Origin of the sequence: uncultured Desulfobulbus sp., from assembly GCF_963662935.2 — a bacterium.
Taxonomy (GTDB): Bacteria; Desulfobacterota; Desulfobulbia; order Desulfobulbales; family Desulfobulbaceae; genus Desulfobulbus.
On sequence record NZ_CAXXTL010000002.1, the window covers coordinates 206,019 to 222,370 of the forward strand.

10 protein-coding genes and 1 pseudogene are annotated in these 16,352 nt (G+C 48.8%); 3 read left to right on the plus strand and 8 right to left on the minus strand.

Features of this window, described 5'->3' with window-relative positions; all coding sequences use genetic code 11:
• Positions 1 to 118: 118 nt before the first annotated feature.
• Positions 119 to 2,884: a glycoside hydrolase family 99-like domain-containing protein gene (locus tag ACHZCX_RS05430; RefSeq protein WP_319586219.1), complete on the plus strand. Its 2,766-nt coding sequence runs from the start codon at positions 119 to 121 to the stop codon at positions 2,882 to 2,884.
• An 83-nt stretch (positions 2,885 to 2,967) separates the two neighbouring features.
• Here the strand turns inward: ACHZCX_RS05430 and ACHZCX_RS05435 are convergent, their stop codons facing one another.
• The 6 genes and pseudogenes from ACHZCX_RS05435 to ACHZCX_RS05460 form a co-directional block, all read right to left on the minus strand.
• On the minus strand, positions 2,968 to 3,930 hold the full coding sequence (locus ACHZCX_RS05435) for a GNAT family N-acetyltransferase (protein WP_319586220.1): 963 nt from the start codon (positions 3,928 to 3,930) through the stop codon (positions 2,968 to 2,970).
• Positions 3,931 to 3,947: 17 nt separating this feature from the next.
• Positions 3,948 to 5,099 (minus strand): hypothetical protein, encoded by a 1,152-nt coding sequence (locus ACHZCX_RS05440; RefSeq protein WP_319586221.1) that lies wholly within the window; start codon positions 5,097 to 5,099, stop codon positions 3,948 to 3,950.
• 241 nt (positions 5,100 to 5,340) lie between these two features.
• On the minus strand, positions 5,341 to 6,042 hold the full coding sequence (locus ACHZCX_RS05445) for an HAD family hydrolase (protein WP_319586222.1): 702 nt from the start codon (positions 6,040 to 6,042) through the stop codon (positions 5,341 to 5,343).
• A 23-nt stretch (positions 6,043 to 6,065) separates the two neighbouring features.
• A pseudogene (dcd, locus tag ACHZCX_RS05450) lies at positions 6,066 to 6,579 on the minus strand (dCTP deaminase).
• Between the two features lie 21 nt (positions 6,580 to 6,600).
• Positions 6,601 to 8,379, minus strand: coding sequence for a glutamate mutase L (locus ACHZCX_RS05455; RefSeq protein WP_319586224.1), 1,779 nt, complete (start codon positions 8,377 to 8,379; stop codon positions 6,601 to 6,603).
• Between the two features lie 377 nt (positions 8,380 to 8,756).
• The gene (locus ACHZCX_RS05460; RefSeq protein ID WP_319586225.1) at positions 8,757 to 12,050 is read right to left on the minus strand and encodes a polysaccharide lyase family protein; all 3,294 of its coding nucleotides are present in this window, start codon (positions 12,048 to 12,050) and stop codon (positions 8,757 to 8,759) included.
• A gap of 285 nt (positions 12,051 to 12,335) precedes the next feature.
• Here ACHZCX_RS05460 and ACHZCX_RS05465 point away from each other — a divergent pair, with 285 nt between their 5' ends.
• Together ACHZCX_RS05465 and ACHZCX_RS05470 are read left to right on the plus strand one after the other, a co-directional pair.
• Complete coding sequence (locus tag ACHZCX_RS05465) at positions 12,336 to 13,445, plus strand: GNAT family N-acetyltransferase (RefSeq protein WP_319586226.1); 1,110 nt, start codon at positions 12,336 to 12,338, stop codon at positions 13,443 to 13,445.
• A gap of 224 nt (positions 13,446 to 13,669) precedes the next feature.
• Positions 13,670 to 14,425: an anti-sigma factor antagonist gene (locus tag ACHZCX_RS05470; RefSeq protein WP_319586227.1), complete on the plus strand. Its 756-nt coding sequence runs from the start codon at positions 13,670 to 13,672 to the stop codon at positions 14,423 to 14,425.
• Here ACHZCX_RS05470 and ACHZCX_RS05475 read toward each other — a convergent pair whose 3' ends face one another.
• Positions 14,426 to 15,406, minus strand: a complete 981-nt coding sequence (locus tag ACHZCX_RS05475) for a CdaR family protein (RefSeq protein ID WP_319586228.1) — start codon at positions 15,404 to 15,406, stop codon at positions 14,426 to 14,428.
• Positions 15,403 to 16,296, minus strand: a complete 894-nt coding sequence (gene cdaA / locus ACHZCX_RS05480; protein ID WP_319586229.1) for a diadenylate cyclase CdaA — start codon at positions 16,294 to 16,296, stop codon at positions 15,403 to 15,405. The genes ACHZCX_RS05475 and cdaA overlap by 4 nt, the downstream gene beginning before the upstream one ends.
• Positions 16,297 to 16,352 lie beyond the last annotated feature (56 nt).

Sequence of the window (16,352 nt, forward strand, 5' to 3'; positions counted from 1 at the left end):
AAAACATCGTCTTGGAAGTTAAGCGTTAAATGTGAAAAGCTGAACACTCTTCAGGCACCATACCGTTTTTCCTTCAGCCTAGCAGACTTCAGGCTTCAGCCTACAAAAGGAGTATACCATGCGAAACATCATACTGATTCTATCCGCAATTTTGATTCTGGCATCGAATGCCTTCACAAGTGCGATGCCGACGAAGACCGTCATCGGGTGGACATTCAATGGCAAGACGGGACTTCAAGGGTGGCAGCCGAACACTCATCTCTCCAAAGTGAAGCTCGATGCCGAGGGACTGAGTGCGCTTGCGTCTGACTGGGATCCGTTCATCGAAAGCCCAAAGTTCGACGTAACGGTTAATCCTAATCAGTGGATTGAACTGCGGATCAAATGCAATAAACCGGGAAGCGGACAGATCTATTGGTCAAACACAATGGTTTCTCCTTATGGCGGATATCTTCCTGATAAGATGACGCCGTTTGTATTCCCAGGTGGGAACGTCTGGAAAACAATCGTCATACACCCCTTCTGGCATGCAGAGAAGAAGATCATTCATATAAGGATTGACCTCTTCCAGGAAGCAGATTTCACATTGAAATCTATTAAAATCGTGGAACCGGCAAACCAGTCCAAACCTGTAACCGGATCGAAATGGGATTTCACCAAAGGCTCCGGCAGATGGGATCCACAGTCTGATTTCAAGATCAATGAAACCTCCAGCGGATTAGCTTTCAGAACTGATGCGAAAGATAATATGATCTGGTCTCCGGTCCTCTCGATCCCCATTGCAGACAAGACATGGGCTGCCGTGAGAATGAAAGCGTCGAAGAGCGGGAAAGCGTTCCTCAACTGGGTTACCGACTCTACGTCCGGACTGCAAGCCTCGGGTTTTGCGGTAAACGGTGATGGCAAATTCCACACATACAATATCGATCTTGGCAGCAATCTGGCATGGACCGGCAAGCTGGTTCTCATGTCGTTGACTCCATCAGATGTGAGCGGCAATAATGCGGTAGTCAGTTCGATATCGTTGGAACGCGAAATGACCGGCGCTCCCGACCTCGTTCAAGATTACATCGGGATGGAAGATGCGGTTAACCGGATTGGGAAACCGTGTAAAATCATGGCCAGATTCAACAATCAGGGCGGAACAGATACAACCGGCATTAAGGCTGAGATCACGGTACCAAAAGGAGTAACCGCAAAACTGATTGAATCACCTGGTAAGTTTGAGCCTAATACCCCGGCAGCATTCAGATATGAGTTGATCTCAAAAGCGCCTGTAGATGGCGAGTTCACCATCCGACTAAAAGGACGCGGAGCGTCGGATACGGTATACAAAAGCAAACTCGTCATAACAAAAGCTCCAACTTTCATACCAAACGGCTATATACCGGAAGTCATCCCTGCAAAGACAGCTTACAACATCGGATTATACTACTTCCCGGGATGGGATACTGCCGGCAAGTGGGAACCGATCAGTCGCGTGGCGCCGATCCGCAAACCGGTATTAGGGTATTACGATGAAGCCAATCCCGAATGCGCAGACTGGCAGATCAAATGGGCGGCAGAGCATGGGATTTCGTTCTTCCTGGTAGACTGGTATTGGAACCAGGGGAACAAAACTCTTGATCACTGGATTCACAAAGCATACATGAAATCCAGGTATAAAGGCAACTTGAAATGGGCAGTGATGTGGGCAAACCACAATCCGCCAGGATCTCATTCGATGCAGGATTGGAAGAACGTAACGCAATACTGGATCGACAACTACTTCGGCATGAAGGAATACCTGCGCATTGACGGCAAACCAGCCATATTCATGTGGTCGCCAGCCGGTCTGCGTAATGACGTCGGCGGAGCGAAGGAGTCGGCGAAACTGCTGGCAATGTCTCAGCAGATGGCAAAGGATGCCGGATATCCGGGCATCACATTTGCAAGCATGAATGAAGGCGGATCTCCAACCACCGCATCTATGATGGCTTCAGAGGGATACACTTTCAACACAGAATATCACTGGTTCGCCGATGCAATGAGCCTCGCAAAAGATCCCAATAGCTTCCCATACTCGCTGGTGGTAGACCGCAGTAAACAGGCATGGGAATCTCGTGCGAAGGTCATGAATGCAGCGGGAATCAAGTTCCTCCCGGTGCCTGATACCGGCTGGGACGCACGTCCATGGCATGGCGACAAGTCATTCATCATCACCGGTAGAAATGTACCGCAGTGGGAGCGTCTTTTACGGGAAGCGAAGTCGTACCTGGATGCGCGGGGTGAGAAAACCGTCATACTTGGTCCATGCAACGAGTGGGGTGAAGGGAGCTACATCGAACCGAACACAGAGTTTGGATTCGGCATGTATGACGCTGTGCGCCGTGTGTTCTGCGATGATACCCCTCATCAAGATATCGCACCGGTTGATGTCGGCCTTGGCCCATATGACCTTCCTGTACCAAAGCTTGAGAACAAGACTATATGGCAATTCAACAAACCCGGTGACACCGAAGGCTGGTTCTCGATGATGAACCTGTCTAACGCAGAAGCCATCGACGGTAACTTGTTTGCGAATGTAACAGGTTCTGATCCGGCATTCAGCGGACCCAATATGCGGGTTATGGCATCGAAATACAAGAGTGTGTCGATCCGTATGAAGACGAGTTCTGCGATAGGGATAAAGGATGTCGTCCAGTTGTTCTGGAGCACATCCACAGCCGGAGTATCTGAGGCTTCAATGATAGGTTTGCCATTAATCCCAGACGGTGAATATCACACATATGTTTTCCCGGTAGGTGACAGTCCAAGATGGAGAGGCACGATAACCGGCTTCAGACTCGATCCATGCTCAAACCTTGGCATGAAAATCTGGATTGATGAGATCAAGTTGCAGTAAGCGGAACGGGACGGTGCGGCGACCGTCCCCTACTCTCTCAAGTCAGATGATCTTGGAGACGGTAACTAAACACAAATGAGAGTTTAAAGCTCTCTCATCATCACGGCGAAGCGGCGGGTTTCGTGGAAGCCGAATTTCGCGTAGAGGTGTGCGGTTTGGTCGTTGGTCCACATGAACCAGGCTCGGTCGAACCCCTGCCGCACCATCGACTCCAACCGGTTGCCGAGAAGGACCGCACCCAAACCCTTGCCCCTCTCAGATGCCGCAACCCCAAACGGTCCGAAGCGTTCTCCATCGTTATGGGCGAATCCAACACATACACCATCTTTCATCATCACAGATAAACGAGAACCCGGATGGCTACATTCAACCTCAGATTCCATGGAATCGCGGATGATGCGCTGCCAGGCGCCGGGGAACTCGGTCTTGAGGAATTGTGTAAGGGATGTCGGAGCGGAATGCCACGGAGGGCATTCCCTGCGGAGATCTAGCAAGGTATAACCGTCATCAAGAAGCTGGTGTGCCTTTTCGTATACCCAGTCTGGGATCACGAAATTCGTGAGGTCTGCTTCCATACTCAGGGGACGGAACGCTGTTCGGAAACCATGTTTCTGGAGGAATCGGATCGCATTGGGGTAGGCGTGCTCATCGATCCCCGGTGTGAAGTAGTTCGGCGCATATGGCGACACCCAGACTGACCCGGCATGATTCACTCTCATAGAGTCCATCACCATATCCAACATCGTGGACCCTATGCCGGTGCGCTGATACTCCGCGTCGACTGCCATCAAGGTGATCCAGCCTCTGTGACCATCGAACGGCGCATCTTCGAGCGGATGCCTGCGCATGATCCCAAGCATGAACCCAACGACTTTGCCATCTGCTTTCGCTGTAACCGCCAGATCCTGGCGGAAATTAGGATCAAGCAACACTTTGAGAGTAAATGCTTCCGGTGTGATTGGATCAGCATGCAACTCACGCTGGAAAAGACGGACAACATCATTCGCCATATCAGATGTAAATGGTTCGAAGCTGATTGAGGTCAAAGATTCATCTCCGATACCTACTCCTGGATAATTTCCACATTCGCGCGCGGAACGGTGACGAGTTCACCGCTGTCCAGTTTGGCTTCCAGGATGCGGACCCTCGCACCTGATTCGATCACAGCCGGTTGCGACGGGAGGTCGGTCACGACACCCAGCATCCCGAAGTTGGGTTCGCGGATGATCCTGATCCTGGCGCCGATATCGAAGGTCTGCTCCTTCTCGACGAAGCCCACCGATTCATCGCCGGCAACAGGGACAATGATCTCCGGCCTGATGACTCCCGCGCGAATTTGGGTCGCTCCGTTGATCGAGGCGATCTTCCCTTCAAGGGACTTCAGCAACTCGAAGGTTCTGCCTGCCATCCGAATGATGCCGAATCCCTCCGTAACGATGATCGAAATATCGATCTTCTCCTGCCCTGTGATAGCTACCCCGATGTCGTATCCCAGGAAATCCACCAGATCGCGGTCGATGATCCCCCCGGTGATGATCCCCTTCACGCCTATCTGCGCCGCTTTCCTGATTCCCGCGCCGGTGATATTCGCTCCTGCGACAATGATCTTCCCTGCCATCTCACCGGTGATATGGTCGGCATCAAGTATATCATCAGGCGACTTCGCAGCCATCATGATCTCACCAAGCCGCTCTCCGCCGATCCCGAATATCCCTTGAATCAGCGCGCCGGATGTCTCGATGATGACACCCTCTTCAGGGATGATCTCTGTCACCTTCCCCTGAATGTACGCCTTCACCTCGACGGGGGTCGGCTTGAACCTAATCCCCACATGCCCGGATGCAGGCGATATCAGCTCCACAATGCCGGCAATCGGCGATTTGCAATCGTTCTTGAGCAACCCAAACAGCGACTTTGTCTCTGCGATGATGGTTCCCCGCTCAACAGAGTCTCCAACCGCGACCTTCAATCGCTCAAGCACCTCGGCTGGTTCGATGCCCAGCACCTCGGCGACGCGTACGGTTTGCATGATCCCCGGCAATTCGGTTCCGGCAACGACGGAATCCGGCTCTACACGATCACCGATCTTCACCATCACGCGCCCCTTCAGAGGCAGCCGCCGCGTCTTCGATATCTTAGTCCGGGCAGTGACTTTCAATCCCGGCGTATAAGCTGTACCCATCATGAACTCCTTGTTTTGTGGTGCTACATTCAATCCACTCCTTCTTGTAAAGGAGGAATTCCCGATTCCCCTCTGTGGAGGGGCAGGGGTGGTGCCTTTCACCTAAAGTCTAAAATGATACATTACCCATTACTTTGGTGATATTACTATCAATGAGATGCTGTTGGAGGCTAAAAGCACCCCTCCTGCCTCCCCTTGGAAAGTGGAGGTTCTGGGTTGGTACTCCATTTGAGACAATTACACTACTTCATAACTATTTTCGTGTGTGCAAACATTAATCGCATCCCAGCAACCCTATAATTTCGGTCAAACGTGAAATCCACGGACCATCCCACTCCTCGATATCGGTGTGGACATGTTTGTCGACGCAGTCGCCCTTCATGCCTCGATCGATCATTATGGAATGCATGCCTGCTTCCTCAGCACCCGCCAACTCCCGGTAGCTGCCATCCCCGATATACAGGCAATCGCCTGGCTCAACCGATAGCCGATCACATACCAGTTGGTAGATTCGTTTGTCAGGCTTGATCAATCCCTCAAGACACGAAAACACACAGGCATCCATATATTCAGCAAGAGGCGATTCATCCCAGACATGCGGAATTTCCCTTGCGCACATAGATATAAGACCAACCTTATATCTATGTGATTTCAACCATTCAATTGTCTCAATCGCACCAGACCGGGGTTCCAGATAATCGGTGAAATACCTGATCCGCAACCGTGTGGCTTCACCAACCTGATCAGGATTCAGACAGATTCCTAATGCTTCGGTGATGACTTGCAGGTCACCTTCAATGCTGCCGGAATGACCAAGATCGCGGATCAGCCTCGTTTGATGCAGCGCCGGTCCGAGATCAACTTCATCTACACCCAGGATCGATGCCAGTCTTCGTCGGTGATTCTTATGTGATTCTTCAGACTGCAGATCAACAATTGTACCGAAAAGATCGAATATAACAGCTTTGTATTCCAAAATCAAAATCCTCTGGTCTATCTCTATTTCTCGAAGTCCTTATAAAGCATGCTTGGCTGCACTCCGCGATTATTTTGATATTTACCACTGCAGTATTTATCGTATTGACCCTCAATCCCATGATAATAGATCTGGCATATCTCAACATTGGGATAAACGCGGATCGGCTGAACGCAGAAAATCTCAACCGTCCAGAAACCACAGAAGCCGACATCACCGAATCCTGCCGTCACATGGACCAAGCCGTCCAATAGACGATCTGCCTTCCAGCATCGGGACATAGTTATGAGTCTCTGTGTATTCGACGGTTCTGCCCAAATACAGTTTTCCTGTTTCCAGAATCAATCCATCTTCAGGGATGATGATCACTTCTGTGGCATGATCCTTCTTCATGTCCAGCACAGCATCTTCATACACGAGAAGCTTCTCATGCAGGCGCAAATTGTAGCTGTTGGGATTAAGTTGCGACTCATTGAATGGATCAATGATGATCTCATTCCCCATCTTCGATTTTATCTCTTTTCCGGATAATATCATTTCAACTCTCACACAATGTGATTATTTAACTTCCGCCAAACCAAACGCCGCGAACCACTCCTTGAGTTTGGCCAGTCGCTGAGAATCATCGGATGGGATCTGGAGCGGACGACCACGTGCATCGATCACCACGCCGACCTCGCCGCCTTCGACCTCCACCGTGTGCGGATGACCCTTCCCTGCACCGACATCGAAACCCTTCGAGGGGGTGATCAGCATTTCAGCCTTCTCACCAGCCTTGAGGGGTATCACCCGGATGCTGCCGAATGGGATGGAGATGGTCTCGCCGTTGATTTCGATCTGGCAGGCGGGTTGTCCCTCCTTGCCGACTCCCATCGGTGCGATGGATGTACCCAGCTTGATCAGGCAATCGCGGTTGAACACCTGCGACGCGGCTTCCGGCATGATTGTGGAGAGAATCCCCAACTGCGGCATCATGAAGATGGAGTCGACCGCCAGCATCGTGACACCCTCCGGCTGATAGGCATCAAGCATCATCATCGCCGCCTGCTGTCGCAAAGGGGCATGACTCAACACGCCGCCGCTCCCCACGATCATATCCAGGTCGACCATCTTGACCAGCGTCTTGCCCGTCGATTCCTGCGACAATGCATCGCCGATGGTCCTGCTCTGCTGCACACCCTTCAGCTCTCTCGCCAGCGATTTGTGGTGGTCGAATGCCAGCCTCAGAGCCTCGCGTGAGACCGCCTGTTCGATATAGAGATCGCGAAGGGTTTGGGGGATCGTCGTCGGGCGGATCATCTTGTTTCGGAGTTCATTCCGCACGTATCCCTCGTCCGTCTGGAATGGTATCCATCTGCGGATGTTGGCAATCCCCGATTCGGCGAGTACGTTGCAGATGGAGTAACTCATCCCAAGGTTTGCGCTCACGGTGCGGGTGAAGACGCCGTCGAAGACCGAGAAGACATCGGTGGTCGCGCCGCCGATATCGACCGCCAGCACGTTGATCTGATCCTGTTCCGCGATCGCCTGGATAATCTTCCCAACAGCGTTCGGGGTAGACATGATCCCGGCGCTGGTCCAGGTCATCAGCTTGCCGTAGCCGGGAGCCTGCTGCATGACATGCTGGAGAAACAACTCATGTATCGCCTCACGGGCAGGGAACAGGTTCTCCCTGTCGATTGCCGGCCTGAGGTTATCGACAACCTTCAGATCGACGATCTTCTCCACGATGTCAGACACCGCGCCAACCGCATCTTTGTTCCCGGCATAGATGACCGGCAGTTTCATCCCGATTCCCAAACGGGGACGGGGATCAGCCGACAGCAGCATCTCGGCGATTTCGACCAGATGGGTGGTGGTGCCGCCGTCCGTGCCGCCGGACATCAGGATCATGTCCGGACGAAGTTCACGGATACGCTGGACCTTCTCGTACTCCTTGCGTCCATCGTCTACCGCGATGACGTCGATGATGATCGCACCGGCACCAAGAGCGGCCCGCTCCGCACTCTCCGCACTCATCGACTTCACGACCCCAGCGACCGTCATCTGCAAACCGCCGCCCGCACTGGAGGTCGACAGATACAGGTCAACACCCTCCCCGCCATTCGATGGAACCAGGATTTTGCCGTCAACCAGAATCCGTCTGCCGGACAGTTCATCTACCTCGCGGACAGCGTTCAGCACACCGACTGTGACGTCATCGAACGGAGCCTCGACGGTAGTCGGCGCCTCCCCCCGCACGATGAGGCGATATTCGTCGCCCTGCTTTTCGATGAGAATCGCCTTGGTCGTTGTACTTCCGCAGTCGGTAGCGAGAATCGTTTTGATATCAGTCATATAAAAAGCCTCTCAGGCATGTATTTCACAGGTTATTCTATCACAAGGCGTTGGGCTGTGCAATTGGGAAGGTGTTTAGGCTGTAGGAGCGACGGGTGTAGGCTGAAGACTGAAGGCTGAAGGCTGAAGGAGCTATAGGCATAAATTGGCTGCCAATTATCATATCAAGACCAGACCAAGAACCTCACCTTTCCAAGGGGCGGCAGGTGGGGTGCTTTTAAGCATCACATATCGCCATAATCATCATTCGGAAGGAGATTAGGCTGTAGGCTGAAGGGGAGACAGGCATAAATTGGCTGCCAATTATCATTACAAGACCAGACTAAGAACCTCACCTTATCCAAGGGTGGCCCATGACGGGCCACGTTTTGATATACTCAGCGTGATACTTTTATCGTCGCAAGGCCGTTAGCCTGGATGGGGATCTCTATCTTACCAGCAGATATCTTTAGTTTTTTCTGCGGATCTTCTACCAGGTTGCATAACCAGGCTTCCTTGAATTCGAGCGATGGGATCGACAATCTCGCGATAGTCTGTTTGCCGGAAACCTCTCGCAGACGGATCACCAGTCCGTCTCCTGACTCGGCTTTCTTGATCGATTGAATCAGCAGATTCGCAGGTTCCACACTCAGAAATGTTTTTTGTCCTACACTCGATGTGGCAGATCCGCCTGCTGCTACCGCTGAGAGGAGCGGATTTCGCACCGATGCGCCAAACTTCGAGGCTGCAACCGGGTCGTAGTCCTTCATACTCGTGAGCGAGAACCGGAACCGGAGCTTCCCGCCCTGCGATGCCTTATAATTCGTGAACCAGTAGTTATTGAAAACGTATGCAAAGAGATGTCCATTAGTAATCGGAACTGGCCACTTCGCTCCGGCGGTATACCATGCTCCCTGCGGAGTTTCACGATTGATATCACTCAAGGTGACTAATGGGCTGTCGACACTCGTCCACACAATGGAGCAATTGTTATCGGATGCTGCCACAAAGTCTTGTGTGCAATACCATGCCATACAACCGCCGTCAAGCATTTCGCGATCAGGACGGACGACGCCGTCGGGCAGTTGGATTCGAAATACAGGCTTGTTAAGAGCAAATGGAAATGCGAAGTATCCGGCTTCTTTTTCGTAAGTCGAAGTCTTGTCCAGTGTGTTATCGAAGTCTATACGTTTGATCTTGTCGTACAATATGACTTCTGATATGCACTCCGGAGTATTGAAAGCGGTGCCGCGAACTTTCATCGAAGATCCATAAGGCAAAGTGTGTTTGACCAGTGTCACCGGCGGATCGCTGCCAGGACGAGTAGTCTCCCGCAAATCTTTACCTTGTCCGGCGTAATACAGATACTGGTTTGCTCCGTATGGAGAGGTTGGATCTATGAGATCACGGTTCAGATCTTTATCAAATAAGTGCTTTACTGCACCGGTCACTGCATCAAACTCCACACGGTAGAAGCGGTTCTCTAGAACAGTCTCACCAGGCTTTTCGGAATCAACACTACTGCTGTTTGTCTGTGCGATGGGATATATCTTGTAACTCATTGGCGCAATATCCTGAGCCCAGAACCGAACCGGCTTTCCATCCTTTGACTTCACGTCCACCACACCGCTTACCGTCCAACTCATTGGATTGAATACGACTATAGAAGGTTTTTGTACCTGCACCTTCTTTATCAACCCGTCAACTGCTCTGTTCAGTAACGCTTCCGATGAACTATATGCAGACTTGGCGAACTGAGCTTTCCGTTTCCACTGTTCTACTGTCTGAACAGATTCGGGTTCGGATATACTACCAGCAGCACCCCAGATATGCTCGTTGTAGATGATGATGTTCTTCCAGGCTGCGTTGATATCGGTTACCGGATATGTTTTGGCAGTGAGCGCCAAGAGTTTCTCCGCGTTGGTCAGGTTTTGGGAAGCGTTGCGGACCAGCGATGTCTCATGTGCAGACGACCCGGCTCCGTCCTCCCAATAAACGCCGGCATCACCTGAGATTGTCGGGATGCTACCTTTGAAGCGCGATTCTACATACTCAAAGAAATCCGTTCCACGGGAGAAGATTATCTTCGGATATGCGTAAGTCTTGTTCCATTCTGCTACTACCGGTGCAAGCTGAGCATTAAGTGGTCGATTATCTGTGTATCCTCCGAATGCCAGAACCGCATCATACGGATAATCTTTCCGATCGAAGCCTCTTATGAAACTCTCGACAGCATCGCCAGCGCGGTCCAAATTGCTGTCCAGACCTAGCGTGAAGGCTTGTGCATAAGATGCCGCAAACCATGTAAGTACCTTTGCGCCATCCGGACCTTGCCAGTAGAATGGAGACTTGCTGAAAAGCTTGTTGAACGAGTCAGCTCGGATCATATTCAGACCGGCGCTGAGATATCGGATTCCACTGCCGGCAAGTATTGTGGGAAGCGTCCAGACAAGTGTAGGCACGTCGCTGCTCATAGCGATGTCGAATGGTATATCATACTTGTGAGCTGCAGCGTGTGAAAAATACAGTGTCCGGATGAGCTCCTCATGTGAGCAGAGACCCGTCAGCATGCTACCGTAAAGAACCGGACAGCCTATACGGCCTTTTTTAGCCATATCTATGAACTCTGATTTGCGGTCACCCGGCATCATGGTCAGATAATTGTCTTCCACCCAGGCTGCCTCAGTATTCCATTTGAAATCAGGATACTTCTTGCATAGATCCAGAGCAAGTGATGTGTTCTTGTTGTGCAGATCGGCAACCCGCTCCTGAAGATCAGTATAGCCGATATCAACATGAGAACTCGCCTGCACATAAAGATTCCAATGCTTCTCTGGGTGAAGCTCACACGAAACACTCTTCGTCTGACCACCTGATGTCACTGAGGCTTCCATAGGAACAGGTTTTGTCACCTCATCGACTTCTATGTCAGTGAACAAAGAATTCGGACGCAATTTCACTTGTGTCGATGTATCGCCGATCTTCACAGTTGCGAATCGGTTCTCGGCATCAAATGAGAATGCTGCGGACAACCGGACAATCTGTTTCAGCTTGGATCCACGTCGTACAAAGCGAAATGTCGGGGTCAGACTGAGTTGGATGCAGTTAGGCTCAACAGATAGCACATCAGGATCATTTGTTAGCTGAAGTGAATCATATTGCACCCATGAACCCTCGGTGCATTTTAGCACTATCTTGTTCTCACCCTTGGAAAAGAATGATGCCGGCAGTGCAGAATCAATCGAAAACCCGCTGCCGCCGGGAATCGGAATCACTCTGAGAGAACACTTATGGTCATTTACGCTTATCTCATATGTTGTGGTTTCCGAAGGGAAAGCGTTCATGAGGTTGATTGACAGGCGCATAAGTCCGCGTGGTTCATCAGAAAGGTCAAAGAGGATGGTGAAAGGATGTACCCGCGCGCCTGCCCAGCCATCCATTGGTCCCGGATGAAAATATGGCCAGGACTTCGACGGATCGTCCTTGTTGATCCTGAAGGTGACATCGTTAGGGAATACACTTGTATAGGATGAGAAGTCTTGTGTGATTGCCAACTCCGCATAATTGCGATCGAGCATACCAATTTGCCAGACGACCTTCTCGTTGGCAGACAGGGATCCGACCTGTACAAATCCGGCTAATACAACAAACAACATGGTTATCAGAATTACAAATCTAGATCCGCTGGTCATGTAGGTACCCCTCTATCTGCGATTATCTTCGATAATCATGTAGTGATGATTTAAATCGTTTAATGTAGTAAATTAGGTAGAAAAAACATCGATGATGGCTGGATTTTCAAATACCATATGGTTGCCTTACATTTATGATTATCATGCGGATTTGAGATAGTATACACATGAAGCGTCATTATTACAAGAATGGTATTCGCAGTGTATGTAATTTCTACAATACAATCCATCATTTACAACTCCACCTTTTATCTGTTATAGTTCAACAGAAACTATGGAGGACCAATGATCGAAATCGCTGAAATAACTTCCCAAGCTGAGATGAATATATTGCGTGAGGAATGGAATTCCCTGCTCACGAAATGCCCTAAAGTTGCAATATTCCAGACATGGGAATGGATAAACTCCTGCATGAAGAACTTCGGACGCATGAAACGATTTGTGGTTCTATGCATACGAGATGAGGGAAACCTGGTCGCTATCGCTCCAATGGAGATCACCCTCATGTATGGACTCCCATTCCGACGACTGCAGTTCATCGGCGTCGGGGTTTCTGACTACATGGATTTCGTAATCGCAATGGGATTCGAGGATCAAGCATTGAATGCGATATTCGGTTGGATTAATGCGAACACCTCCAGATGGGATCTCCTTGACCTCCAGCAGATCCCCGAAGGTTCTACAACATTGGAATTCTGCAGCCGTGATACAAATCATCAAGGGGTGTTAATCCCGGGAGAGAAGTGTCCATTTCTCCCGCTTGCCGAAAACTGGGATGCCATGCTTGGGGTATTCGGCAAGAAGATGCGTTTTAATCTGGGATATTACGAGCGCCTGATGCGTCGAGATTTTGAGAATGTAGAGATTTGTTTACTGGGTGAAGATGAGATTGCTGAGGGGATGGCAGCTTTCTTCGACCTACATACCAAACGGTGGCGCAAACGATGGCTCCCGGGGATGCTTGCTGATACAGGTCGGCAGCGGTTCCATAAAGAGATCGCTAAGGAGTGCATCAAAAATGGGTCACTCAAACTCCATGCATTGAGGGTAAATGGGAAGATCAGATCGATCCTCTACTGCTACATTTTTGGCGGCAGATACTTCTACTACCTGGGCGGATTCGATCCTGAGCTGTCGAAATACAGCCTGGGGACAGTCCTTACGGGGCATGCAGTCAGAAGCGCAGTGGAAAATGGGTGTGCTGAGTTCGACTTCCTGCGCGGTGACGAACATTATAAGTCGAGGTGGACTAAAGAGTTTCGCTTAAATACACGGCTTGTAAAAAGCAAGCAGAATACTCGATCCAAAATGGCATATTCGATCTGTAATCTGGAGCAACGGATTGAGAACTACGTTAAACATGAGCTTCACAAGCGCATCGGTGCCGGCAATTGAATCGTAATTAGTTAATATTGGATCCGTTCATCAATAAAATTCCAAATTCTGCTAAAAAAAATAATGCAAAAAAAATATTTTTAAACTATGTTTGAAAAATAATATAAAAAAGGTATAATACTACAATTAAGCATCAGCAGGAATTCCGTTACGTATAGTTCATCGCATTTGTAATCCTGATGTAATTCTTCGCATTAATCTTTCTGATAATTCAAGAGGTTGTTTTGAATCTGAGTTATATAAATGATGATCCCGCCGTTATTCGCATTACCGGTGAATTGGATTATGATAATTGCCATGAAATTGAATCATTGATAAAGGCATCGCTTGCACAAAATGAATCAGTTACACTCATGTTGGATTCGCTGGATTTTATCGACAGCAGCGGATTGATGTCGCTTGTTTCAACAGCGATGGCTGCCAGGAAAAATGGATCCTCAGTAAAGATTCACTCATTAAACTCCCATACCGCTCATATTCTTAACGTATCAGGATTTTGGAATCTTTTTGAGATTAATAAAGATGTAGAGATCCGACAATCTATAGATTTGATATCGTGTAAAACAGGCGTTATCAAACTGGAGATTCACCCTACAAAAGATGATTGCAGATCAGCCCGTATGAAAATCGCGGAGTTTGCAGAAAAAATGGGTTTTGCCAGTGAAGATATAGATGACATAAAACTGGCATTAGGCGAAGCACTTTCAAATGTAGTGCGTCATGGCGCAGTTGAATCACAATGCATCAAGATTCAATGTATGGCATCTGAAGATAAACTCCAATTGTCAATCAGATACCAAAGCGAGGAATTCGATCCGGATAGCGTACCGATTCCTAATGTTGAGGCACCATGCGAAGGCGGAATGGGGATTCACTTCATGCGTCTTGTAATGGATTCAATAAGGTACAGATTCAATGCTGGTTACGCTTCTGTAATGATGGTTAAGCAGCGTCAGTGTTCGGAAGTAGCTATTCACTGATTATCTGCCTCCCGAATCAGGCTGCACAGCATTCTTATCCTGACCCGCATTGTCCGATGATTCAATATGAACAGTTGCTTTTATTAAAACAGATCCAATTATATTTACTCCGGCAGGCACATCTAATTCAGCGTCCTCAGTAAAAGTTTTCACATGACCTGCAAGATTTATCGGTTTGGTATTGATAATATTCATGCCAGCCAATAACTCAGGTTTACCGCTTATCACAACAGTCTGCGGCTCAATATCAATGCTGGTAACCTGATACGGGTAAACAAGCTGTCCAACTAAATCAGGCGAGATAAATGCAATTTTACTTGACGGCGACTTAATCATCTTCATGACTAGATGAACTTTTTCCGGAGCGATATCTACACCTTGGACTTTCTTCCCGTTTTTATCAAGAGCCTCCACAGTAAAATCGCCTTCGATATTACTGGCTGAATCTTTAGGATCTATAGATACAACCAAATTACTGATTGAATTCACCAACTTAGATGGTCCGCTGACATTCGCCTTATTTCTCGATATTATAGGTGCTCCAAATTGGTATCCTTTTGGAGTTTCTGATAACATCCGTAAATCTATCCACAGCGAACGTCCAATTTTGTCTTCCAAAACAACAAATACTTTATCCGGTAAAATTTCCTTGTTTACAAGTGAGGAATAACCATCAGGCATTGTAAGATGTACCGGTAAACTATATTGTCCCTTTTTCAAACCCTGAAGATCAATATAAGCTTTAATCTGTTCCGCTTCATCTGTTAAAGCATTCAGGTTAGCTCTACTACCTTTAAATGTGATATTTACTGTATTCGGTCTGCAGGAGGCAAGAAAATTCGGATCGATATTCTTCAATTGAATAGTTAGATCTGAAAGCTCTTTAACGGCGTTCCTGTTCTGTCCGGCGTCGGCGTATCCCCAGATAATAATCGCCAGTATTAATGCTAACAGCTTGTATTTTAAGTTCTGCCTGATCATTTCTTTTTATGCTCCGGCTTGTTTCCATTGCCAGTACGTATCTTCCTCATGGTATCATGCATAACTCTGCGGATTTGCACTCTTCCTTCAGTTGATTCTTCCACCTGCAGCAAAGCGGTGAGTTTCGCTCTAAGTTGATCTGAGGTTAATCCTCTTTCCAGAGAACCCTCCGTTGAGATCGAGATTGTTCCGGTTTCCTCTGAAACGACCAGAACAGTTGCATCGCTTTGCTCTGTAACACCGAGAGCCGCCTTATGACGGGTATGGATCATTGTACCGAGTTTGGGATTATCGCTGAGTGGTAAGGTGCATCCGGCAGCGACTATCCTGTTGCCGCGGATGATTACGGCTCCATCATGCAAAGGTGTACCCGGATAAAAGATAGTCCTTAAAAGGTCAGATGATACATCTGCATTCAGATGCCTTCCGTTGGCGATTATATTATCTAATCCTACTTCACGTTCAATGACAATAAGGGCACCGACGCTTACACGCGACATCTCAGTAACCGCTTTTGTGAGTTGATCGATCAGGTTGTTGATATCCTCTCTACCCAGAAGCACAAACCCCTGTCCGAAAAACTTCAACCTGCCGAATTGCTCAAGGAGATTACGCATCTCAGGGAAGAATAGAATGACTAATGCTACAGGTCCTAAAGGTAGAAATATCCGAAGGAGCCCGTTAAGCGCCCTTAGATGAAGCATATCGCTGACCTTAACTAGCAGTAGATATACTCCAAGCCCGACAATGATCTGCCACGCTCGTGTGCCCTTTAAGGACATTATCAACTTATATATAATGAATGTTACAAGAGAAATATCAAGCAGCCATGCCAATACTTCTACATAATCGATACTGCCAAACCATCTAAGTCCAGATATTATGTTCACTAGATCCCAACCCCCATGCAGGAGCGCACAATTCGTTTAATATTCAATACAAAAGT